Origin of the sequence: Geomonas ferrireducens, from assembly GCF_004917065.1 — a bacterium.
Lineage (GTDB): Bacteria > Desulfobacterota > Desulfuromonadia > Geobacterales > Geobacteraceae > Geomonas > Geomonas ferrireducens.
The window spans coordinates 112,169-133,840 of the sequence record NZ_SSYA01000001.1 but is presented as its reverse complement, the minus strand read 5'-3'; the positions used below and the strand labels follow the sequence as shown (position 1 = coordinate 133,840).

The 21,672-nt window shown below is 61.2% G+C and carries 17 protein-coding genes; 10 read left to right on the top strand and 7 right to left on the bottom strand.

Annotation, left to right across the window (positions count from 1 at the left end; translation table 11 throughout):
• Window positions 1-95: 95 nt before the first annotated feature.
• From E8L22_RS00625 to E8L22_RS00610, 4 genes are all read left to right on the top strand, one after another.
• Window positions 96-677, top strand: a complete 582-nt coding sequence (locus E8L22_RS00625) for an antibiotic biosynthesis monooxygenase (protein WP_136523371.1) — start codon at window positions 96-98, stop codon at window positions 675-677.
• 63 nt (window positions 678-740) lie between these two features.
• Window positions 741-1,685, top strand: a complete 945-nt coding sequence (locus E8L22_RS00620; protein WP_136523370.1) for a DUF2157 domain-containing protein — start codon at window positions 741-743, stop codon at window positions 1,683-1,685.
• Entirely contained in the window at window positions 1,682-2,887 is a 1,206-nt protein-coding gene (locus tag E8L22_RS00615) for a hypothetical protein (protein WP_136523369.1), read from the top strand. The genes E8L22_RS00620 and E8L22_RS00615 overlap by 4 nt, the downstream gene beginning before the upstream one ends.
• 337 nt (window positions 2,888-3,224) lie before the next feature.
• A complete protein-coding gene (locus tag E8L22_RS00610) occupies window positions 3,225-3,485 on the top strand; it encodes a hypothetical protein (RefSeq protein ID WP_136523368.1) in 261 nt (86 codons plus the stop codon).
• A 138-nt stretch (window positions 3,486-3,623) separates the two neighbouring features.
• Here E8L22_RS00610 and hpnH read toward each other — a convergent pair whose 3' ends face one another.
• The 4 genes from hpnH to shc form a co-directional block, all read right to left on the bottom strand.
• Window positions 3,624-4,622, bottom strand: coding sequence for an adenosyl-hopene transferase HpnH (gene hpnH / locus E8L22_RS00605; RefSeq protein ID WP_136523367.1), 999 nt, complete (start codon window positions 4,620-4,622; stop codon window positions 3,624-3,626).
• Between the two features lie 120 nt (window positions 4,623-4,742).
• The gene (gene dxs, locus E8L22_RS00600; protein WP_136523366.1) at window positions 4,743-6,650 is read right to left on the bottom strand and encodes a 1-deoxy-D-xylulose-5-phosphate synthase; all 1,908 of its coding nucleotides are present in this window, start codon (window positions 6,648-6,650) and stop codon (window positions 4,743-4,745) included.
• Between the two features lie 127 nt (window positions 6,651-6,777).
• Window positions 6,778-7,770 carry a hopanoid-associated sugar epimerase gene (gene hpnA / locus E8L22_RS00595; RefSeq protein WP_136523365.1) on the bottom strand — a complete coding sequence of 331 codons (993 nt, stop codon included), beginning with the start codon at window positions 7,768-7,770 and terminating at the stop codon, window positions 6,778-6,780.
• Window positions 7,771-9,819, bottom strand: a complete 2,049-nt coding sequence (gene shc / locus E8L22_RS00590; RefSeq protein WP_136523364.1) for a squalene--hopene cyclase — start codon at window positions 9,817-9,819, stop codon at window positions 7,771-7,773. It abuts the gene before it with no gap.
• A gap of 229 nt (window positions 9,820-10,048) precedes the next feature.
• On the opposite strand from shc, the gene E8L22_RS00585 reads away from it, so the two are divergent.
• The 3 genes from E8L22_RS00585 to hpnI all read left to right on the top strand — a co-directional run bounded on the left by E8L22_RS00585 (window position 10,049) and on the right by hpnI (window position 14,772).
• Window positions 10,049-12,697: an MMPL family transporter gene (locus tag E8L22_RS00585; protein WP_136523363.1), complete on the top strand. Its 2,649-nt coding sequence runs from the start codon at window positions 10,049-10,051 to the stop codon at window positions 12,695-12,697.
• A gap of 327 nt (window positions 12,698-13,024) precedes the next feature.
• Window positions 13,025-13,597, top strand: coding sequence for a class I SAM-dependent methyltransferase (locus E8L22_RS00580; protein WP_136523362.1), 573 nt, complete (start codon window positions 13,025-13,027; stop codon window positions 13,595-13,597).
• Window positions 13,597-14,772, top strand: a complete 1,176-nt coding sequence (hpnI, locus tag E8L22_RS00575) for a bacteriohopanetetrol glucosamine biosynthesis glycosyltransferase HpnI (RefSeq protein ID WP_136523361.1) — start codon at window positions 13,597-13,599, stop codon at window positions 14,770-14,772. The genes E8L22_RS00580 and hpnI overlap by 1 nt, the downstream gene beginning before the upstream one ends.
• On the opposite strand, the gene E8L22_RS00570 is transcribed toward hpnI, so the two are convergent.
• The 3 genes from E8L22_RS00570 to E8L22_RS00560 are packed head-to-tail and all read right to left on the bottom strand — an operon-like array spanning window position 14,740 to window position 17,238.
• Window positions 14,740-14,952: a DUF2905 domain-containing protein gene (locus E8L22_RS00570; protein ID WP_136523360.1), complete on the bottom strand. Its 213-nt coding sequence runs from the start codon at window positions 14,950-14,952 to the stop codon at window positions 14,740-14,742. The genes hpnI and E8L22_RS00570 overlap by 33 nt on opposite strands.
• 31 nt (window positions 14,953-14,983) lie before the next feature.
• A complete protein-coding gene (locus E8L22_RS00565; RefSeq protein WP_136523359.1) occupies window positions 14,984-15,514 on the bottom strand; it encodes an epoxyqueuosine reductase QueH in 531 nt (176 codons plus the stop codon).
• A gap of 8 nt (window positions 15,515-15,522) precedes the next feature.
• Window positions 15,523-17,238 (bottom strand): cytochrome C, encoded by a 1,716-nt coding sequence (locus E8L22_RS00560; protein ID WP_246044479.1) that lies wholly within the window; start codon window positions 17,236-17,238, stop codon window positions 15,523-15,525.
• A 371-nt stretch (window positions 17,239-17,609) separates the two neighbouring features.
• On the opposite strand from E8L22_RS00560, the gene E8L22_RS00555 reads away from it, so the two are divergent.
• The 3 genes from E8L22_RS00555 (at window position 17,610) to E8L22_RS00545 (ending at window position 21,552) form a co-directional block, all read left to right on the top strand.
• Window positions 17,610-18,908 (top strand): cytochrome C, encoded by a 1,299-nt coding sequence (locus tag E8L22_RS00555; RefSeq protein ID WP_136523357.1) that lies wholly within the window; start codon window positions 17,610-17,612, stop codon window positions 18,906-18,908.
• 74 nt (window positions 18,909-18,982) lie between these two features.
• Window positions 18,983-19,342 (top strand): cytochrome C, encoded by a 360-nt coding sequence (locus tag E8L22_RS00550; protein WP_136523356.1) that lies wholly within the window; start codon window positions 18,983-18,985, stop codon window positions 19,340-19,342.
• A 5-nt stretch (window positions 19,343-19,347) separates the two neighbouring features.
• Window positions 19,348-21,552, top strand: coding sequence for a methyl-accepting chemotaxis protein (locus E8L22_RS00545; protein ID WP_136523355.1), 2,205 nt, complete (start codon window positions 19,348-19,350; stop codon window positions 21,550-21,552).
• The last annotated feature ends 120 nt before the right edge of the window (window positions 21,553-21,672 follow it).

Here is a 21,672-nt window from a genome sequence, read left to right as displayed (position 1 = left end):
GTTTGTTCTTTCGAATCTTATAAATTTATACGTTGCCCCTTACTTGGCACATCGTTACCTACGTTCCCTGGTGCTGGAAGAGAGGAAAAAACCGAATGAGCGCAGAGTTATCCACTGATAGGAAAACCGGTGAGGGCGCGACGGTTGTTATTACTCATCGGTTGCGCGAAAACAAGCAGGCGGAATACGAAAGGTGGCTTGAGGAGATTGCGCCTCTTTGCAAAGCTTCGCCAGGTCATTTGGACTGGCACATCGTTCGTCCAATACCGGGATTGACTGAAACTTATACGGTCATCATCCGTTTCGATACCGAAGAACACTTGCGAGAGTGGATGGAATCTCCGACTCGCGCTCGCTTGATAGAAAAGGTTCGGCCTCTGTTTGTGACCGATGACGATTTCTTTATCAGTAGCGGGCTGGATTTCTGGTTTACTCCCGCGGGGGCGAAGGCCAAGATACCGGTACGCTGGAAACAGTTTCTTGTTACATGGTCAGCCATCTATCCTCTAGCGTTAAGTATGCCGTTCGTAGTTAATCCAATTATGGATTACCTTGGGGCTCCCAATAACCGTTTTCTAGCTACATTGGCAGTAACTGGAGTTGTCGTCTTCCTTATGGTGTACGTTGTAATGCCTCGCTATACAAGACTTGTTCAGCGTTGGTTATTTGTAAGATAGGGGAGAAGGGGGACGCCATTGAAATTATGCGTTGCCCATCGAACAATATGAAGGGAGGCAAAAGTGCAAGAGGCACTGAATGATCTTGAGAGTAGCGAAATCCTGAGTCGGGAGCAGGCTGCGCTGCTACGCCGGATCTACGGTCGAGAGCTATTTTCTGTGCACTGGGAACTGCGGCTGCTCCTCTATGGCGGCATCCTGATCCTGACTACCGGACTCGGTCTGCTTGTCGCCGAACATTTTGCCTCCATCGGCCACCTCACCCTGCTCGCGGCGATAGCCCTGGGGTGCGTGGCCTGTTTTGCCTACTGCCTGCGCCACGGTGGCGGTTTCTCCCCCGAAAGTCTCGCGACGCCTGACGCGGCGTACGACTACGTCCTCCTGCTCGGCTGCCTCCTTCTCGGGACGCTACAGGGGTATCTGGAACTCCGCTACCAGTTCCTCGACCAATACTGGAACTGGTGGTTGTTGGCCTCCGCCCTGATCTATCTCCTCTGCGCCCATTACTTCGACAACCGCCTGGTCCTCTCCCTGGGACTCTCCACCCTTGGTGCCTGGCTCGGTGTGAAAACCAGCCACCTTGGCACTGGGTTGTGGGATGGCGCTTTGCGCGACAGCGCTCTCTTTTTTGGAGCCCTGGTCATTGCGGCGGGGACGGCCCAGACCCGACTTGGCTGGAAACGCCACTTCCTTCCCGTTCACCTGCACCTCGGGGTCAACGTACTCCTCACCGCCCTGGTCGCCGGGGTCGGCTCTCGCGCCGCCGGCTCGGCCTATCTTGCCGGATTGCTGCTGACCGGCAGCGGCAGCGCCTTCTACGCCCTTCGGGAGCGTAGCTTCGCCTTCCTCCTCTACGCCGTCCTTTACGGCTATGTCGGTATCACTATCTTCATGCTCGATCTGGGGCACTGGAGCAGTGAAGGGATCATATTCTACTTTTTGGTCAGCGCGGCGACGCTGCTTACGACCTTGGTAGCCTTGCATCGCCGCTTCGGGAGTGCTGAATGATCGACCTCTACGAGAAAGGTGAGCGCCGGGTGGCTGTGGTGGAGGAGGCCCGGCGCTGGAAGGAGGCCGGGATGATCACCGCGGAGCAGGCCGCTGCGGTGGCAGAGCGCTATCGTCCGGAATTGGTGCGGGTAAACCTCTTCATTCGCATCCTCCTCGCCGTGTTCACCGTGGTCGGAGTGGTGGCCCTCGTGGCGATGCCGGCCGTGACTCTAAAGGTTGAGGAAACCGGTCTCACCCTGTTGTGTCTGATATTCGCCCCACTCTGCGCCTGGGTCGCCGATCACGAACTCATTGCCGGTCGCCGCCTCTACCGCTGCGGCGCCGAGGAGGCGTTGCTGTTGCTGGCGGTCGGCATGCTCGCCCTGGCGGTCGCCATCCCTGCCCACGACTGGGGGCACGATACTGAACGTTTGGCCGCGCTGACGGCGCACATGATCTTCCTCGCCGGTGCGATTCTGCTGACGGTCCGCTACGGCTATGCCCTGATGGCGTTCGGGGCGATGCTTGCCCTTGCCGGCCTTCCCTTCCATCTTGCAGACATTCTCCATTGGCAGCAGCCGCACCTGACTCGCCTCGTCCTCCTGCTGATGCTCGGTGCAGCGGCGATCTGGTCGCAGCGGCGACTTGGCCGCCGTGACAGCCTGCACCGGGGATACGTCTGGTCTCTTGAGACTGTGCGCATCTCTGCCTTGGCTGGGATCTACCTTGACGTGAACCTTTTTGCTCACCGACTCCTCTGGCGGGAATGGCTCGGGTGGACGCCGGGAGAATCGCTATTTTCCTGGAGCGATGACATCTGCGCCCTGCTTACCGCCATCCTGCCGGTGGCTTCCCTGGCGATGGGAATCGGCCGCCGCGACCGGGCGCTGCTCTGGTTCGGCGTTGTCTCCGCCATCTTGTCGATCCTCACCCTGAAGTACTACGTACACCTCGGGCATCTTCCCGAAGAGTTGACAGCTGCAGGGCTCTTGGTGGTCGGCCTCGCCTTCGGCCTGCTGCGTTGGCTGCGCGCCGGTTCGAAGCGCTGCCGGGGCGCCTTTACCGCCGAACCGCTTCTCGAACCGCGTCTTTATGGTCTCGATGCCGAGGCGCTAGCGGCAATCCAGCCCCTCGCCCCGGAGCCCAGGATGTCGCAGCCCAAGGGATTCCAACCAGGCGGCGGTACCTTCGGAGGAGGCGGTGCATCCGGCGGCTATTAGTCATCAAAGAAGAGAAGGGATTAGGGGGCGCAGGTGACATTTTCCCATTGCCATAGCCTAGGACAAAACGCATTAAATCATGGCGCTCCTCTTTCTTACTTTCTTGCACGTGATGCTCGCGATTGAAGAGTCAAAGAAGGAAATAGTTTACACAATTTGCAACGTTCCTTGGTGCCACGATGGGAAGTATTACCATGTCGGCAACGAGAATGAACTTCGTGGAGTTCTGCGGATACGCACTGCTTATTTGTAGCTTCCTGTTGATAGTCGCGAACAAAATTTAGTTCATGTGCCGAGGTGGATGACGATTGCTGCGGCTGCTACTGCGGGAGGGCGCATGTTGAACCTTATTAACCAACTTGGTCTTGCAGGATACTTACTCTTGCTTCCGGTCATTGCTATGAGCTTCGATGCGCCTGGGTCGGGAAAACATTGGGCACACTGGTTCTTTGCGATCTCTGGTGTCATGGTCGGCCCGCTTTGCCTTATCGGTTGCAAAACTACTTATCGTTCAGCCGGCCTAATTGGAATAGCGTTGTTCGCTTTTTCCATCATGATCCTCGAAATAGTCTGCAAAGGTTCCTTCTCCTGCAAATAGTAGGTGAGCCTACGGTTCCTAAGTCTTCATTCAGTTGAAAAGCAGGGGCACAGAAGGCAATAAAAAGCCCGTTGATCCAGTTTGAGATCAGCGGGCTTCTGTCGTTGTAGCTAGGGGGGGCAGGAAAGGAACCTGACCCTAAGACAGGTTCCACAAAAACATTTCCCACATATCTTTCCAGCTCTTGCCGATCTCGGAGACGACGGTCGGCTCGAAACCGCAGTGCATCATGCACTGGGCACAACGCTGGTCCTTGCCTACGCCGTATTTGTCCCACTGGGTCTTCTCCATCATCTCGGCGAAACTGCCGTAGTGCTCGTCGGTGATCAGGTAGCAGGGGGCCTTCCAGCCGCGCGGGTTGCGGGTAGGGTTCCCCCACGGGGTGCACTCGAGATCTTTGTCGCCCTTCAAGAACCTCAGGTACATCGGCGTGGAGAAGAAACGGAAGCGCTTGCTCATCTCGTACACTTCCTCGAACTTCTTCTGGATCTCGCGGCGCTCCAAGAAGAGCTTCTCGCCTACAGCTTCGTAGCCGAAGCCAGGGGCGACGAGGAAGCCGTCAACGCCCGTGTCGCGCAGGTGCGAGAAGAGCATCTCGATCTCGATGAGGTTCGTCTCCTTGAAGATCGTGGTGTTGGTGCAGAGACGGAAGCCGAGGGCCTTGGCCTTCTTGATGGCGGACATGGCGATTTTGAAGGTGCCGGGACGCTCAAGGATGCGGTCGTGGGTCTCTTCCATGCCGTCCAGGTGGACGTTCAGCACGAAGTTCGGATGCGGCTTCAGTGTGTCGAGCGCCTTCTCCAAGAGCAGGGCGTTGGTACAAAGGTAGATGTGCTTGCCGCGCTCAAGGACTGCATCGATGAGCTCGAAGATGTGCGGGTAGAGGAAAGGCTCGCCGCCGGTTATCGTGACTACCGGTGCCGGGCACTGGTCCACCGAGTCAAGGCACTCTTGCAGGGTCATCATCTCCTGGATGGTGTCGGCGTACTCGCGGATCCTGCCGCAGCCGGAACAGGCGAGGTTGCAAAGATGGGTGGGCTCAAGCATGAGAACCAGGGGGTACTTCTCCACCTTGTTCATCTTGTTGCTCATGATGTAACGGGTCAGGTCGTAATTCAATCGCATCGGAAAACGCATCGTAGATTTATCCTTCTCGTCTCTGGTTTTTTTCTGCTTCTGACACGGCTGCGGGACAGGCCGAGGTTACTCTTCTTTCAGCCTGTCCCGCTCTAGTTGTCGGTCCGCTTCAAAGTTGCGTTACTTCACTACGGTAAGCTGGGGATGCGCGCTTCCCGCACCCTGCAGGAAGGCCTGGCAGGTGGCGGCGATGCCTGCGGCGTCGATGCCGAGGTCGGCTCTCAACTGCGCCTGGCTTCCCTGTTCGATGAACTTGTCGGGTATCCCGATCCTCTTCACGCGCACGGCGGTCATCCCTGCGTCGGCTACCGCCTCCAGTACGGCGCTGCCGAAGCCACCCATCAGTGCGTTCTCCTCGACGGTGACGACGCAGCCGGTACGGCCCGCCTGGGCGAGGATAAGGTCGCGGTCGAGCGGCTTTACGAAACGGGCGTTCACCACGGAGGCGAAGATCCCTTTCTGCTTCAACATGGATGCAGCTTCGAGGGCGGGGTAGACGGTGGAGCCTATGGCGACCAGTGTCAGATCGCTCCCCTCGACGAGGAGTTCGCCTTTGCCGACCTCGAGCCCCTTGGGATCCTTGTCCATGGTGACGCCGTATCCTGCGCCGCGCGGGTAGCGAAGCGAAATGGGACGGCCGTGGTAGATGGCGGTCTTCAGCATGTGCTGCAGCTCGTTCTCGTCCTTCGGGGCCATCACGGTGAGTTCGGGGAGGTGGCGCAGGTACGACATGTCGAAGGCACCGTGGTGCGTCGGGCCGTCGTCGCCGACGAGGCCGGCGCGGTCAAGGGCCAGAGTGACCGGGAGCTTCTGCAGACAGATGTCGTGGAACACCTGGTCGTAGGCCCGCTGGGTGAAGGTCGAATAGATCGCGGCGACCGGACGGAATCCCTCTACGGCGAGACCGGCCGCGAAGGTGAGCGCGTGCTGTTCGGCGATACCGACGTCGAAGAAGCGTTCAGGGAAGCGCTTCGCGAAGGGGGTGAGTCCGGTGCCGTCGGGCATGGCGGCGGTGATGGCGAGGATCTTGTCGTCCTTATCGCCGAGCTTCACCAGGGTGTCGCCGAAGACCTGGGTGTAGGAGGGGGGCGCCGGTTTGGCCGGGGCGGCGCTCGCGGGTTTCATGGGGGCCACGCCGTGGAACTTATCCGGCATGTCCTCGGCCGGCGCGTACCCTTTCCCCTTTTTGGTCATCACGTGCACGAGGATCGGCCCTTCGAGGCGTTTCACGTTTTCGAGGACGGCGAGCATGCTCTGGATGTCGTGCCCGGCGATGGGGCCGACATACTCGAAGCCGAGCGCCTCGAAAAGGGTCCCTGGGGTGAGGAACCCCTTGAGCGAGTTCTCCGCCTTCTTGGCGAAGTGCAGGATGTTGCAACCGATGGCCGGGATGCCGGCGAGGAGCCCCTCCATCTCCTTCTTCAGGTTCCGATAGTAGGTGCCGGTCATCTTGCGCGAGATGAAGGATGAGAGGGCGCCGACGTTCTTCGAGATGGACATCTCGTTGTCGTTCAAGACGACGATCAGGTTCTTTTTGAGGTGTCCTGCCTGGTTCAGCGCCTCGAGCGCCATGCCGCCGGTGAGCGAGCCGTCGCCGATGACGGCGATGCTGCGCGCGTCACCACCTTTGAGGGCGTTCGCGACCGCGAGGCCGAGCCCTGCGGAGATCGACGTGGAGGAGTGCCCCGCGCCGAAGGGGTCATGGGGGGACTCGGAGCGTTTAGGGAAGCCGCTGATCCCCTTGTAGCAGCGCTGGGTGTGGAAGCTGTCGCGCCGCCCGGTCAGGATCTTGTGGGTGTAGGCCTGATGGCCGACGTCCCAGACGATCTTGTCCTTTGGGGAATTGAAGCAGTAGTGCAGCGCGATGGAGAGTTCGACGACGCCCAGGTTCGAGGCGAGGTGCCCCCCCGTCTTGGCCACGTTTTCCATGAGGAAGCTGCGCACCTCGTCGGCGAGCGGCGTGAGCTCCTCGGCATCCAGCTTCTTCAGGTCATCGGGACCGTTTATCTTGCTTAGCAGTGTGTACATGGATCTCCTTGAGAACCCGTAACGGTTAAGAAGCGAAAAGCAAAACCATGCTAAAAGCAAATCAAAGCATTTGGCATTGTAGCCCGTAGCCCTTCAGGGCGAAGTGCAACTTGTACCCCGTAGCCTTTTAAGGCGAAGGTGCATAGCCGTTATCTTTGAACCACCGCACGGCGCGTTCGAGCGCGTCTTCCACCGGGGTTTGCGGCAACCCGAGCTCGGCTGTCGCCTTGCCGGAATCGAAGAACATGAACTTCCTGGCCATCTGCACGCCGGCGAGCGGGATGAGCGGCTCCCGCCCGGTGACGGCGGAGATGGCGTGGTTCGCGTAGGCCGCCATGAGGATCGGGTAGTAGGGGAGCTTCACTCGCGGCGCCTTGAGCCCCGTGATCGCCGAGAGCATCTCGAAGATCTCGGCGAGGGTGAGGTTGCGGTTCCCCAGGATGTACTTCTGCCCGATCCTACCTTTCTGCGCGGCGAGCAGGTGTCCGCGGGCGCAGGCCTCGACGTCGATCAGGTTGAGCCCGGTGTCGAGATAGGCCGGCATCTTTCCGTTCAGAAAATCTACGATGATCTTTCCCGTCGGCGTCGGCTTCACGTCCATCGGCCCGACCGGCGTGGACGGGTTCACGATGACGAGGGGCAATCCCTTGTCGAGGTACGATTCGGCGGCACGTTCGGCCAGGAACTTGCTCTTCTTGTAGTCCCCGACCATGTCGTCGAAGCCGACCGGCGTCCCCTCGTTTCCCGGGGTGCCGTCGCCCGGGTTCCCCAGGGTGCCGACGCTGCTCGTGTAGACCACCTTTCCCACCCCGGCGGCAAGCGCCGCGGAGAGGATGTTGCGGGTCCCGGTGACGTTCACGTCGTACATCGCCTGCGGCGTCCGGGTCCAGAGCCGGTAATCGGCGGCGGCGTGAAAGAGCGCGTCGCAGCCGGTAAGTGCCCTTACCAAAGGCTCCCGCTCGGAGAGGTCTCCCTCGTGCAGTTCGACGTCGAGCCCCTTGAGGTTGCGCCGGTCCGAGCCGGGGCGAACGAGCAGGCGCACCTGCCAGCCGTCCTTCAGCAGTTCACGCGCGATGCTCGCGCCGATGAAGCCGGTGGCTCCGGTGACGAAAGCCTTCATCTACTCCTCGGACAGTCCGCCGGTCAGGGTTCGGTAGGTGCCGAGCGCCATGAGCGGGAAGCAGTTGCGGTAGATGTGGTACTTGATCATGAAGTACTTCGGGAACCCGGTCCCGGTGTACTGCGTCTCGTCCCAGGTCCCGTCCGGGTTCTGCGTCGAGATGAGGTACTGGATGCCGCGCACCACGGTGGCGCAGTTCACCTCGCCCGCCGCCATGAGCCCAAGAAGGGCCCAGCTCGTCTGCGAAGCGGTGCTCTCGCCCATGCCCGCAAGGGAAGGATCGTGGTAAGACTCGCAGGTCTCGCCCCAGCCGCCGTCGATGTTCTGGCGCGACTTGATCCAGTTCACCGCCTTCCTAATGTAGGGGGCTTCCATGTCCTCGCCGATGGCGGAGAGCCCGCAAAGAACGCTCCAGGTGCCGTAAAGGTAGTTCACCCCCCAGCGGCCCCACCAGGGTCCTTCCGGCTCCTGGTTCTTCTTCAGGAAGTCGAGCCCCCTGACCGCCGCGGGGTAGCTCTTCGGGTAGCCGAAGCTCCCCATCAGCTCGAGCATGCGCCCGGTGAGGTCCGCGGTCGGCGGATCGATGAGCGCCTCGAGGTCGGCGAACGGGATCTTGTTGAGGAAGTGCTTCGTGTTGTCCTTGTCGAAGGCGCCCCAGCCGCCGTTTTTGCTCTGCATGCCGAGGCACCAGGCGATGCCGCGCTGCACCGACTCCTCGAGCGCCTTGGGATCTTTCACCTTGATATCCTTCAGGGCCATCATGACAAAGCCGGAGTCGTCCACGTCCGGGTACCAGTCGTTCTGGAACTCGAAGGCCCACCCTCCCGGCTCGAGCTCGGGAGATTTTATGCGCCAATCCCCCGGCCTTCTCACCTCGCGATCCAGAAGCCACTGGGCCCCTTTAACCAGGGAGGGGTGATCCGTCGGAACGCCCGCATCGACCAGCGCCTTCAGCGCGAGGGCCGTGTCCCACACCGGCGAGATGCACGACTGCAGCACGATTTGGTCGTCGTTCTCAATACAGAAGTTGTCCAGGGCCTTCAGCCCCTGCACCATGACCGGGTGGTCGTTCTCGTACCCCAGGGTGCTAAGCGCAAGGACCGCGTTCAGCATGGCCGGCTGGATGCCGCCCCAGTCCCCGGTTTCCTCCTGGTGCTCGAGTATCCACTCCTCCGCCTTCGCAATGCCCGCCTTCCTGAAGGGGCGGATCGGGCTTCTCTCGTAGACCTTCAGCACGTGGTCGAGCCCGATGAAGAAGTTCTTCAAGGTGAGGATCCCCTCCTCCTTGGTGAAGGAGTAATCGATGGCGCGCGGCGGCCGTACGAAAAGTTCCTGCACCCGCTGGGACGGGTCGATCCCGTGCACCGGGCGGTGGTGCATCAAGATGGAGAGCGGGATGATGGTCGCCCTCGCCCAGCTGGAGAACTCGTACATGTTTATGTAGGCCCAGTTGGGCAACATGTTGAGTTCCACCGGCATACTAGGGACGCCCAGCCAGTCGAACTCGCCGAAGAGGGCGAGGAAGATCTTGGTGAAGACGCGCGCCTTGATGATGCCGCCCTTCTCAAGGACGAAGGCGCGGGCCTTCTCCATGGCGGGGTGGTCGGCCGGGTAGCCGGCAAGTTTCAGCGCGAAGTACGCCTCGATGGTGGTGGAAAGATCCCCAGGTCCACCGAAGTAAATAGTCCATGAACCCCCCTCTGTCTGTTTGGAGAGGAGGTATGCACTCATCTTCCTTTCGCGCTCAAGGTCAACGAGCCCGAGGAAGTGGAACAGCATGATATATTCAGCCGTGATGGTGACATTGGATTCGAGCTCGGCCCACCAGTAACCTTTCGGGAGCTGTTCCCTAAAGAAGAAGTCACGGCATCCTTCAATCGCGACGTCGAGGGGACTCTTTGCCTTTCCCGGCTTACTCTTCCAGAGCGACGCGGGGAAGTGATGCACTGTTGCCCCTGCCCTTTGTTCGGTGGTCTGCTCCGGCTCACTAACGATGCCGTTAAATGAGGTGAGTGCATGTGATATGGGGTGTTTGAATGGTGCGTTCACCACATACTCCTTTGGTCCGGATTGGTCTAGATTAACTCAGTGTAGCTTCTTTGCAGATAGTTACAAGGATCGAAATCTATCATGGTTTTCCAGAAAAATACACTGTTTTTTCGGTGGTATAATTTTTTTTCTTAATGAAAACAATGGTTTGCTTCGGGGTGTTGATTGTGTTTGTCGTGTGTGCTAGGTTGCGGCGTCCTAACTTTCCCCACGCAAAGGCAACTGTCCCATGAAAGAAACGGCTAAAAGCAGCCTCCTCTTCTCCTTCGCAGCGCGGCGCCCCTGGCTGGTGCTCGCCATCGCACTCGTACTCTCCGTACTTTCGCTGTGGATCACCTCGCAGCGTATGGAGTTTCTGACCGGGCGGGATGACCTCATGCCCCGCAACACCGCTTTCAACCGGGACTACCAGGCCTTCCGCGCCGAGTTTGGCAGCATGGAAGACATCGTCGTGGTGATCGAGGGGCAGGACCCTGAGCGGGTGGGCGCCTTCGGAAACCGGTTGCACGACGTCCTCGCGAAGGACAAGGCGCATTTCTCGGACGTCTTCTACCCTTACGCGCTCCCGTTTTTCCGGGACAACGGCCTGCTGTTCATGCCGCTTGAGGACATAAAGGAGTTGCGTCGCAACCTGACCCTCGCCGCGCCGGTCCTGCGTGCGCTTTCCGCCTCGCCTTCGGTGCAGACCCTCTTCACCCATCTGACCGGGAGCATGGATCAGTACCTGGCCGGTGATGAGAAGAAACTCCCCGAGATAATGTTCATGCTGGACAAGCTGGGTGCCGGGTTCACGAGCTTCGGGACCGGGAAGGGGAGCGTCCCTTCCATGGAAAGCGTCTTCATGAACAAGGATTCGGCCTTCGCACGTGCGGGGCGCCAGCAGATCCTCACGGCGCTCCCGGTGCGCGACATGTCCGGCTTCGTCCCGGCCGGGGCGGCCATCGCCGTGGTGCGGGCCGAGGTGGCGCGGCTGAAGGCGCTTCCCGAGTTCAAAGGGGTAACCGCTGGGCTCACCGGAACGCCGGTACTGGAAAACGAGGAGATGGCGACGAGCGAGAAGGACATCACGCTCGCCACCGTGGTCTCCCTGGCGCTCACCACGGTGCTGCTTCTCTTCGCCTTCCGCGGGGTGCTGAACGTCGTCGCCGCCATGGTCTCGCTGCTCGTCGCCATCTCGGTTTCGTTCGGCTTCGCCACCGTGGCGGTCGGGCACCTGAACATACTTTCCATGGTCTTTGCCGTGATGTTGATCGGCATCGGCATCGAGTACGGCATCCAGGTGGTGCTGCGCTACCAGGAGGAGCTGCGCCGGGGCGCCCCCGAGCTTCCAGCCCTCGAGACCGGCCTCACCCGTAACGTCTGGGCCATCGTCATGGCAGCGGCCACCGTCGCCGCCGCCTTTCTGACCTTCGTCTTCACCGACTTCCGCGGCATCTCCGAACTTGGCATTATCGCCGCCGGTGGGGTCGTCATCTGCGTCCTGGTAACCTTCACGGTGCTTCCCGCCATGCTGGTACTCCTGGTGCGTTACCGCAAGAAGCCCTCCCCGGTGAAGGGATCCATCGAACTGGAGGACAGGCTCCTCTCCCGCATCGTCTTCGGCAACCCGAAGACCGTGATCGGACTTACCGCCCTTCTTTGCGTAGCCTCGCTCTACCCGCTCTCGCGCGTCTCCTTCGACTACAACCTGATGAACCTGCAGGCGAAGGGGCTCGAATCGGTCAACTACGCCTACAAGCTGATGAGGAGCAAGGAGAATAGCGGCTACTTCGCCGTAGTCATGGCGAAGGACGCCGAGGATGCGCGCGCGAAGACCGCGAGGCTGGAGGCGCTCCCGACCGTGGACCACGTGGTGAGCATAAATACGCTAGTGCCGGACCACCAGGCGGAGAAACTAGCGGAACTGGAAGCGGTACGCCGGGAGCTTGCCGACGTGAAGCCCGCCCCGTATGAGGAGGACCTCTCCCTGATGGAGCTCCCCCGCGTTTTCGAGGCCTTCCGAAACGCCTCCGTGGCGGTGAAGGAGCGCCTGGAGAAGGAACACCGTCCCGAGGCGAAGCAGGCTGCCGCCTTCGTGGCAACACTGGACGGTTTCTTCGCCGGTCTCGAGAAGGAGCGCGACAAAAACGCCGTCGGCATGCTGCAGGAATTCCAGGGGGGGATGTTCCGCGACCTCCCGGCGAAAATCGAAATGCTGAAGCAGAGCCTCGCCGCGAAACCGGTAACCGAGGCGGACGTCCCGAAGGAACTGCGCTCGCGCTTCGTCGGCAAGACCGGGAAGCTCATGCTACAGGTGGCGCCGAAAAAGGAGATCTTCAACCGCGAGCCGCTCGAGGCCTTCCTCAAGGATGTGCGCAGCGTCGACGCCCACGCGACCGGTGAGCCGGTTATGGTCTACGAGTCGATGACCATCATGCGCGACTCCTACCGCCTCGCCTTCATCTACGCCTTCGCCGCCATCGTGTGCATCTTGCTCATCGCCTTCAGGAGTATAAAGTTCGCGCTCATCGGGCTCGTCCCGCTCGTCGTCGGGCTCCTCTTCATGGTGAGCGGCATGTGGATCTTCGGCATCAGCTTCAACTCGGCCAACATCATCGTGATGCCCCTGGTGCTCGGTATCGCGGTCGATTCGGGTATCTACATCATCAACCGCTACCGGCGCGAGGAGGGGAGTGCGGGGAGCGTGATCCTAAGCTCCACCGGCGTCGGCGTCTTGCTTAACACCCTCACCATCATGGCGAGTTTCGGCGCGCTCATGGTGGCGAGGCACCAGGGGGTATTCAGCATCGGTGCCGTGATGTCGCTCGGCATGGTTGCCTGCCAGATTGCCTTCATGGTCACGCTGCCGGCGGTGCTGACGCTTGCCGCGAAGAAGTAGTTAAAAGCGAGGACTTTCAGCACCCCCCTTTGCGAAGGGGGGCTGGGGGGGATTTGCCCTTTGTTGGCACGTCCGAACAGCAGTTGCAGCATCTGCCATCTTATTGTGCGGTTTGCGGCGTGGGGCTCCTTCGTTCCATTCGGTAATCAATGCAAATCCCCCCTGTCCCCCCTTCGCAAAGGGGGGGACGCCGGGGCTCGTGCAGCGCTTCGTGGGATCAGTCTGGTCCTTGGGCACGAGGCTCCTTGCGGGATGCACCCTCACACTTGAGCCTCTCCCGGAGGCTAGGCGAAGTCTGGAGGTTGTGGAGATTTGGGCACGGTCGGGATGAAAAATGAAACGCTGCGGGGGGCGGTGCCCTTTTCGCATTACTTTCTGAGGGAGCGGGTGCGACCGGGGGACTTGGTCTTGGACGCGACCTGCGGCAACGGGCTCGATACCCTCCTTCTGGCCCGGCTGGTTGGGGAGTCCGGGACGGTCTGGGCCTTCGACGTGCAGCCATCCGCCATCGCCGCGACGCGCGAACTCCTCGAGCGGGAAGGGTGCCTGGACCGGGTGCGGCTCATCGAGGCGGGACACGAGCGGCTCGCCGAGTTCGTGCCGGAGGGAATTACGGCTGCCGTCTTCAACCTGGGCTACCTCCCAGGCGGGGACGCCGCCCTCATCACCGATCCTGCCAATACCGTGGCGGCTTTACAGCAGGCGGCTGAGCTCCTCGCACCGGGGGGGATCATCACCGTCGCCATCTATACCGGTCATGACGGCGGTCCCGAGGAGGGGCAAGCCGTGGAGAACTGGGCGGCCTCCCAACACCCCGGCCGCTTCAACGTCTGGCGGCACCGGCAGTTGAACCGCCCGGAAACCGCACCCTATCTCGTCTTCGTGGAAAGGATCCGCTGATGTTACGCGACGCCCTCCCGTTTCTCCTGGTCGCCCCTTCGCTCGCTTACGCCGCGATCACCCTGCACTGCGGGCGGAGTTTCTTCCGCGGCATAAAAGCGCTCCCCGAACATGCGCCGCCTGTCTCCATCCTGAAGCCGGTGCGCGGCGTCGACGGCGACAGCTTCGAGAATTTCTCCTCCTTCTGCGTGCAGGACTACCCCGAGTACCAGATCGTTTTCGCCGTCGCCTCGGACGATGACCCGGTAATCCCCATCATCCGCCGCCTCATCGCCTCCTTTCCCGAGCGGGACATCGAGCTCGTCGTCGATCCGTCCATACACGGCTCCAACTACAAGGTCTGCAACCTCATGCACGCCTACGCGAAGGCGAAACACCCGCTCATCGTCGTCTGCGACAGCGACATTAGGGTGGAGAAGGGGTACCTGCGCGCGGTCTGCGCCGCCTTCGCCGATCCAAAGGTCGGGCTTGTCACCTCGCTCTACCGCAGCACCGAGGTGCGGGGGCCGGGGTGCGCCATCGAGGCGCTAGGCTTTTGCTGCGAGATGATGCCCAACGTGATGACGGCGCTGAAGCTCGAGGGGCTTTCCTTCGCCCTCGGCGCGTCGATGGCGGTGCGGCGGGAGGCTTTGCAGAAAATCGGGGGCTTCGAGGCGCTGGTCGATTATCTGGCCGACGACTACCAACTTGGAAACATGATCTTCAAGGCGGGGTACCGGCTCGAGCTTTCGCCGTACTTCGTGGAGAGCATGATGCGCGGGGACGAGAAGCTCTCCGAACTCCTGTCGCGGCAGTTGCGCTGGGGGCGCACCATGCGCGTCTCCCGTCCCGGTGGCTATCTCGCCTCGGGGATCACCCTGCCTTTCCCGGGGGTGCTCCTCGCGTTGCTCGTTTCCGGCTTTTCCGCGGCGGGGTGGGGGGCGGCGGCGCTTCTCTACCTCGTGCGCTCCTTGGTATCGACGGCGTACAGCCGGACGCTTGTCAAGGACCGGCTTCTGCCGCGCTGGCTGTGGCTCGTGCCGCTGCGCGACGCGCTCTCGTTTGCCGTGTGGGGATTGTCGCTCGTCGGCAACCGGGTGCGCTGGCGCGGCGACCTTTTCGAACTGGAGAAGGGCGGGAAAATCGTGCCGCTGCGGTCCGTTTTACCTGCGGAAGAACCAGAGGATCAGGGATAGCAAGAGGGAGATGATGATGCTGGTGGCGAGCGGGAAGTAGAAGGTGAAGTTCTCCTTCTTCACGTAGATGTCGCCAGGGAGCCGACCAAGCCACGGGATCTTTCCGGCGAAGGTGAAGATGGCGCCGATGGCGGCGATGATGAGCCCCAAAATGATCAGTGATTTGCCGAAGGAGGGCATCTCGTAGTCCTGTGGTTTGCCCGGGAACGGCCTACTTCCTGACGTAGCGTTCCTTTTCGCTGTAGATGCAGCCGCAGTATTTCTGGCGGTAAAGACCCATCTCCTTGGAGAGGTTGATCCCTTCCTGCCAGCCGGTCCTGAAGTCCTCGTAGTGGAATTCCACCCCGTAACGCTCGCCAAGTTTGACACCCAGTTCGCGTATCATCTGCTGGTTCTGGTACCTGCTGTAGAGAAGGGTGGAGCTGAAACGGCCGAAGCCCAGCTCCGCCGCGGTTCTCGCCGCTTCTTCGAGCCTTGAGCGGTAGCAGTAGGCACAACGCCCCTGCGGCTCGCCCGCCACGTTGGAGAGGAACTCCTCCAGGAGGTACTCCTCCCGATAGATCACCTCTAGCTCCACCATCTGCGCGTAGCTCTTCAGCGCCTCCATACGGAGCTTGTACTCCGTGTAGGGGTGGATGTTGTGGTTGAAGAAGAGCCCCGTGACGTCAAGCCCGGCGGAGCGCAGCTCCTTGACCGGATAGATGGCGCAGGGGCCACAGCATATGTGCAGAAGTATCTTCATGGTCCGCCCTATGGACGCGCCCCCCCGGGCCCACCCAAGAGGTACTTTATGGCATCCGCCTTGACCTTGGCGAAGGCGTCTGCGTAGGCAGTGCCGGGAAGCTGTGCCGCGATGTAGTACCCGCCCACGATCGGGTTGCTGAGCGATACCTTGCCGGTGCCGCTGTTCACGGCAAGGGTGGCGTTGTTGATGGCGCTTTCCACGTCGTTGTCGAGGATGCCGTTGTTGAGCCAGTCGATGGAATCGTAGATGAGCCGCTTGGTGTAGATACGGTTGTGCGCGAAGGCGCCGGGGTCGTTTTGCAGCAGGCTCGAGTTGAAGAACGCACCCATGGTGTTCGCACCGCCGCCGGGGAACGCGGCGTTGTAGTCGGAGTTCTTGTTTGCCAGGGGACGCACCTTCGAGCGCGAGGGGTTGAGCGTGCTGGCCGGCAGGGACGGGTCGGTCTTCAGAACGTTCAGCATCGCGATGGCCGCGGCGTAGCCGTCCTTTTCGGACTGCAGGAACGCGGGGCTAAGCTCGTGCTCACCGATGTGGCAGTGGGCGCAGGTCTTGCTGGTGATGGCCGAGATGATGCCTGCGCTGTCCTCTTCCACCGGGAGGAAGGTGTGCGTGGCGTCGTTGTTCATGTGACAGGTCACGCAGGGGCCTCTGTTGCCGGTGCCGTGCTCGTTCGCTACCCCGATGAACCTGTGCAGGAAATAGTCCGGAACGTAGTTGCGGCCGGGGAACTCGTACCCCCCGGTGCGGAACACCAGGGCTGCCGCGGCGCGGTCGTGGGCTCCCGGTGTGTTGGTGTTGCTGAAGTCCATCCCGGCGGCAACCGCGTCATATATCATCGAGCCGATACCGCGGCCGGAGTGGCAGGGGACGCAGATGTTGGATGCGGTGACGTCGGGGTAGGTCGTTGCCTTGTTGTTCAGTTTCACCGTCGGGGAGCTGTTGGCCGACGAGAAGTTGTAATAGATGACGGCAGGGGCAACGGTGCGTGCCACCCAGCTGTAGGCGCGTCCCTTGCCGTTGTCGTGGCATACGTCGCAGCCGGTGACTTCCTTGCTCTTGTCCGGCGACGGGGCGTCCGCAGGCTGTGCCGCACCGGGAGCCACCTTCTGGGGGTAGTTCTGCACCACTTGGTAGCCCGGACCGGCAAAAGGTTTCTGGACCTTGAAGCCGCTGGTCACGAAGTTGATATAGCCGGTGGAGGTGTGGCAGCGAACGCAGTAGTACTGGAAGGTGGTGGCGGCCGGTTCGTAGGTGCCGCGGGTCTTGAAGTCGTAGTTGGCCCTGGCCTTGGTCACGTTGCCGTGCCCGGAGTCGGCCCAGTCCCTGTTCACGTTGATGGCCGCGGTCGGGTTGTGCGGGTTATGACACTTGCGGCAGTTGCCGACGTAGTTTGAGCTCACATACGAGGCGCGGTACTTGCTGTCGGAGAAGCTGGTCGTCATGTTGCCGAAATGCTGCGGGGCAAGCCTGACCATGAGATCGTTCGGGAAGGCGAGGCCGTGGCACTTGCCGCATTTGCCCGAGGCGTCCGGATTCTGGAGCGCCACACCACTGCCGCCGCCGTGGCACTTGGAGCAGGAGCTCGGGTGCCCGGGGTGGGGCTCGTGGCAGTCGGCGCATCCTGCCGCGTTGGCGGTGTTGTGGGAAGAGGCAAGCCATTCCTGCACGATGAGTTTGCCGGTGCCAGGGGAGACCGAGCCGGCATGACAGCTCGTGTCCATGCACTTCTGGGATTGGGCGAGCTTGGAAACACTCCCCGATGTGTCAGTGTTGCTGCCCCCGCACGCGGCAAGGAGGAGAGGAATAAAGATTGTGAATACAATATTTCTTAGCAACATAGCATGCCCTCCCGGATTTTCAGACGCTACCTTATAGCATTATCCACAGCAAAAAAGTAGAGAAAAATGAGTGTTAGCTCACAGGGGGCGCGCTTTTCTGTTTAGTCCTTTTTGTTAAGTTGACTTCACTTCGCCAATATTGTAATAATCATCCGTCCAATTGCGCCAAGTATGCATCTGGCGGGGAATTCAGCCGGGCAAGTGCCATTAGTTGTATTTAATTTTCAGTGCTGATTGCAATGCAGGAGTCCATCATGTTTCTCAGAAAGCATACTTCCGCAGTCATGTTCTTTCTCGGCATCTCCCTCGCTCCCCTGCTGGTCCCGGACCACGCCGATGCCATCCCCGCCTTCAGTCGGCAGCACAAGACCGAATGTTCCACCTGCCATACCATCTATCCCGAACTGAACGAGTTCGGCGACGCCTTCCTGAAAAACGGCTACGTCTGGCCCCACAAGAAGGGCGAGGCGGCAAAGGGCACCGAGCCGGCGGGCAACGAGTGGGCCGCCATTTCCGGGTTGCCGCAGCAGATCCCGATCTCGCTCACCGCAAGCGCCGATCTCGCCTATGACGAGGACGCCGCGGACGGCAACAAGCTGGACCTCTCGGCAAGATCCGTCACGCTGCAGGCGGGTGGCTCCTTCCGCGACCTGGTCGGCTTCTTCGTGACCTACAACCTCTACTCCCAGGGGATGCAGCGCGCATCGGCTCTCTCCACCCCCGCAGAGAACACCAACGTGCCTCCCGGCAACAGCCCGGACCTCGACGAATTGTTCCTGGTCTGGCGCCAGGCCGCCGGCACGCCTGTCAACGTGAAGGTGGGGCGCTTCGAGCCGAAACTCTCCCTCTGGAAGAAGAGTAACCGCATCCTGCCGGTACCATCGTATGCCTCGACCACCTACCGCGTCGGTCTGTCCCCCTTCAGCAGCGACGCCACCGAGGACGGGGTCGAACTGAATGCGCTTCTCGGTAACCGACTCTTCGTTGCGGGGGGCGTCGTGGATCGAAACGGAGGGGACCGCAAGGACGGCTATGGGCACATCTCCTACAAGATCGGGGGGACCGACCTGAAGGGGCAGGAGCCCGAGGTGGACCTGGAGCATGACAGCGTCTGGGACTTTCTGAGCGTGACCCTTGGCGGCTTCGGTTACTGGGGACAAAACGGGGAGTTCGACGCTAACGGCATCGCGCAGAACGTCAACAACTTCCGCCGCATCGGCGCCGAGGCCGACATCCTCTACAAACGTCTGCACCTTAAGGGAAGCGGCAGCTTCGGCAGGGATTCCAACCCCGACTTCTCCGTCCTGGCGACGAGCGTCGACAGCCGCGCCTACACCCTGGAAGGTGAGTACTACCTCGGGGCGCCGGTCAACCTGGTACCGCTTTTCCGCTACGAATACCTGAACGCCGGCTACGGCGCGATCAAACGTTTCACCCCGGCCCTGGCCTATGCCCCGTTGCAGAACCTGCGGCTGTCGCTTGAGTACACCCACAGCATTGCCCCGGAGGGGACGGGCAACATCGCCTTCGCCTCCATCGCCTTCAGCCTCTAGCTCAAGGCAACGGAAATGCTCAGCACGACGACTTCTGCCGTCGTAGATAATGTCTCGGAGGTTTCAGCACCCCTATGAAAAAGCTCCTCGTTACAATGCTCCTCGTCGCAGCTACCGCAACCTCTGCCCACGCCGGTCTCAAAGTCATCGGCAGGGGTGACGCCATGCGTCTTGATCCTTCCTCCTTTCCCCCGGCCATGAAGGCGAACTACGAGATCGTCCGGGTGAAATGTGTCAAATGTCACACCCTCGAGCGCACCATCGTCGCCATCCAGACCGGTGTCGCCCCTATCTCCGGCCAGCCTTTCGACCGCAGCGCCACCAAGGCGTACGGGGTCAAGATGCTTAGAAAGCCCGACTCCAACATGAACAAGGCCGAAGTGAAGGCCTCTGTCGACCTGATGAACTACCTCCTCTCTGAATCGGAGAAGTAACCAAGATGAAAGACCTGACCCTGCGCAGCCGCCTGATCGGGTCGTTCCTGATCATGGCCGTTCTGGTCGCCTTCACCGGCGGTTTCGGTGCCCTCAACATCAAGCGGGTCGGCGGCCAGATCCAGAACATCCTCGAGCAGCTCTCAAAGCAGCAGAAACTGGTACTCCTCATGGGGGTGACCCAGAAGTACTGCCACGTGAGCCTCATGCAGGCGGCCCTGGTTCACAACGACCCGGAGAAGCTGCAGGAGTACATCGACGACTACCAGATGAAGCGGGACACCCTGCTGAGTCAGGCCCAGATCATCCTCGAGGGGAACAAGAAGCTCGGCATGCTCCCGGCGGAGAAGGGGAGCGTGGTCGAGAAGCGCACCCGGCAGTTCCTGGCGAGCTGGGCCGAGTTCGAGAAGGTCGCTGACGAACTGGTCGCGCGCAAACAGGCGCTTTTGAAGAACGTTCCCCCGGGGGTGATCAGCCAGGCGGCCAAGGATGCCCTTGCCGATGCGCGTCTCAACAAGCTCGCCAACGAGGAGATCGCCGCCGCCAACGATAAGGCGAAGGAGGATCTGGACGACATCCTCGTCGAGGTCGGCAACCGGATGACCGCGGCGAACAAGCAGGTGACCGAGATCCAGCGCTCGGCGGGCTTCACCTTCGCGGCGGTCATCGTGGTCGCCGTGGCCCTGGCCGTTCTTCTCGGGCTCCTCATCACCCGCAACATCGTCTCCCGCGTGAGGACGATGGCCTCCGCAGTGAACCGCGGCGCCGAGGGTGATCTCACCGCCGTGATCGAGGCCGGGAATCAGGACGAGATCGGCAAGCTCGGCAGCGATTTCAACGAGATGGTCGGCAGGCTCTCCGGGATGATCGGCAAGGTCTCCCGCTCCTCGAGCGAACTCGCGGTCATCTCCGACACCATGGCCAAGGCCTCCCACACCGTGGTGCAGTCGGCGAAGACGCAGGCGGAGAGCGTCTCCAAGACCTCGGCCGCCATCGTGCAGATCAACACCTCCGTGAAAGGGGTGGGCCAGGGGGTCGATTCCCTCTCCATTTCCGCCTCGGAAAGCTCCTCCTCCATCCTCGAGATGGCCTCGAGCGTCGAGGAGGTCGTACAGAACATGGAGAACCTGGCACTCTCGGTGAACGAGGTCAGCTCCTCCATCGTCGAGATGGGCGCTTCCATCAAGCAGGTGGGTAACGGCGTGGTGAGCCTCATGGAGGTATCCACCGCGACGGCATCCTCGGTCATGGAGATGGACAGCTCCATCAAGCAGGTCGAGCGCAACGCCAACGAGACCGCGGCCATTTCCAAGGCGGTCCGCGTCGACGCGGAGACCGGCCGCGAGGCGGTTGAGGCGGTGATCAACGGCATGCAGGAGATCAAGCACGCCTCGCAGATCACGAGCGAGGTCATCGCGACCCTCTCCGAGCGCGCCACCGACATCGGCGACATCCTCTCCGTCATCGACGAGGTCGCCGAGCAGACGAACCTTTTGGCCCTGAACGCTGCCATCATCGCGGCCCAGGCGGGTGAGCACGGCAAGGGTTTCGCGGTCGTAGCCGACGAGATCAAGGAGCTTTCCGAGAGGACCTCCAGCTCCACCAGGGAGATTTCACAGGTGATCCGGGCGGTGCAGGACGAGACCCAGCGCGCGGTGGAGGCGATCGATCAGTCAGAGCGCTCCATCGCCGAAGGCGAGCTCCTCTCGCAGAAATCCGGTGAGGCGCTCACGAAGATCGTGGTGGGGGTCACCGAAGCGACCGCGCAGGTGACCGAGATCGCCCGCACCACCGTCGAGCAGGCCAAAGGGAGCCAGATGATCCGCGAGGCGATGGAACAGGTCTCCGAGATGGTGTCCCAGATCGCCAAGGCGACCCGCGAGCAGGGGCAGGGGAGCGAGCTCATCATGGCAGCCGTCGAGAACATGAAGAGCCTGACCTCCCAGGTGCTCTCCTCCACCCGCGAGCAGAACAAGGTGGGGAACCTGATCGCCCAGTCCACCGAGAGCATCACCGAGATGATCCGTCACATAAAGCGCGCCTGCGACGAGCAGTCCCGCGGCTCCGAGCAGATCGTCATGTCCGTCGAGGATATCCAGCAGGCGACCGAGGTGAACCTCGAGTCGACCCGCGTCATGGACGAGGCGGTCTACAAGCTCTTCCGCCAGACCGAGATGCTGAAGCAGGAGATGGAAGCATTCAAGATCTAGGGACGCCTTCGGCGCCCACTTTAGCCGTACCGATCAAATCCCCCTCTCCCCGAGGGGGACTTTTTTTGTTATAAGGGGAGGACTGCCGCAGCCAGGCGGAAGACCCTTTAACGCAGAACA